The organism is Streptomyces sp. NPDC048411 (assembly GCF_040704695.1).
In the GTDB taxonomy this organism is placed as follows: domain Bacteria; phylum Actinomycetota; class Actinomycetes; order Streptomycetales; family Streptomycetaceae; genus Streptomyces.
Genome location: NZ_JBEZKL010000311.1, coordinates 1 through 1,300 on the forward strand (window position 1 = coordinate 1; position 1,300 = coordinate 1,300).

The 1,300-nt window shown below is 70.5% G+C and carries 1 protein-coding gene; it reads left to right on the plus strand.

Annotation, left to right across the window (positions count from 1 at the left end; translation table 11 throughout):
- Positions 1–231 precede the first annotated feature (231 nt).
- Positions 232–1,104, plus strand: a complete 873-nt coding sequence (locus tag AB0915_RS39225) for an LLM class F420-dependent oxidoreductase (protein ID WP_366696195.1) — start codon at positions 232–234, stop codon at positions 1,102–1,104.
- Positions 1,105–1,300 lie beyond the last annotated feature (196 nt).

Consider the following 1,300-nt stretch of genomic DNA (forward strand, 5'->3'; position numbering starts at 1 on the left):
CCGCCACGGCGACACCCGGCCACAGCGGTCCGCCCCCCGTATCGCCGCCTTCCGCATGCGGAAGGCGGCGAAGGCAGCGGACGACGCTCCGCACGGGGCAAACATCGCGGGTCACGGCACGTGGCCTCGGCACCCGTCCGGCCGTACAGGTCATGCCTGTACGGCCGGATGCGCCTAACGTGACGAGGACTGCACAAGGTTGCCGAAGGTGTCCGGCGTGGAGGAGTGGACGTGAAGCTCGGTCTGCATTACTGGAACTACTCGCAGCCGGCCGACCCCGCGCTCATCGCGCCCACGCTCGCCGAGTCGGCGCGGATCGCCGACCAGGGCGGGGTCGCGTCGTTCACGGTGATGGACCACTACTTCCAGATGGAGACCCCGCAGAGCGCGGCCGACGAACCGATGCTGGAGGGGTACACGGCCCTCGGGTACGTGGCCGCGCTGACCCAGCGGATGACGCTCGGGCTGATGGTCACGGGCGTGATGTACCGCCACCCCGGCCTGCTCGCGAAGATCGTCACCAGCCTCGACGTGCTCTCCGGCGGCCGGGCGGTGCTCGGGCTCGGCGCCTCCTGGTACGAGCGGGAGCAGCGTGGGCTCGGGGTGCCGGTCGTCCCGGTGGCGGAGCGGTTCGAGCGGCTCGAGGAGACGCTCCAGATCTGTCTGCAGATGTGGAGCGAGGACGACGGTCCGTACGAGGGGCGGCACTACAAGCTGGCCGAGACGCTCTGCGTGCCGGAGCCGATCGGGGAGCGGCCGCCGATCATGATCGGCGGCGGGGGCGAGAAGAAGACGCTGCGGCTGGTCGCCCGGTACGCGGACGCGTGCAACCTGTTCGCCACCGACGTCGACGAGGTGGCCCACAAGCTCGACGTTCTGCGGGAGCACTGCGCGGCGGTGGGGCGCGACTACGACGCCATCGAGAAGACCCTGATGTTCAGCAGGCCGGTCCTGGACGAGACCGATGCGTTTCTCGCCGACGTCGAGGCGTACGCGGAGCTCGGCATCAGCGCGGTCCAGGTGCTGCCGGACCGGCACCCGGTCAGCTTCGCCGAACAGCTCGTCGCGCGCATCGTGCCCAGGCTCGCCACGATCGGCCAGTAGAGCCCGGTGACGCGGCCGGCCTCGGGATCACCCGTTCCAGGATCGACCGATCAACCTGGGGGCGGGTCCGCAAGGCCGGGACCGGGGCATGTTCCGGCCGAGTTCGGCCGTACTACCGGCACGTCCGGTCAGTAGGCCGAGTTGACGTGGTCGATGGAGCCGTAGCGGTGGGCGGCGTAGTTGGCGGCGGCGGTGA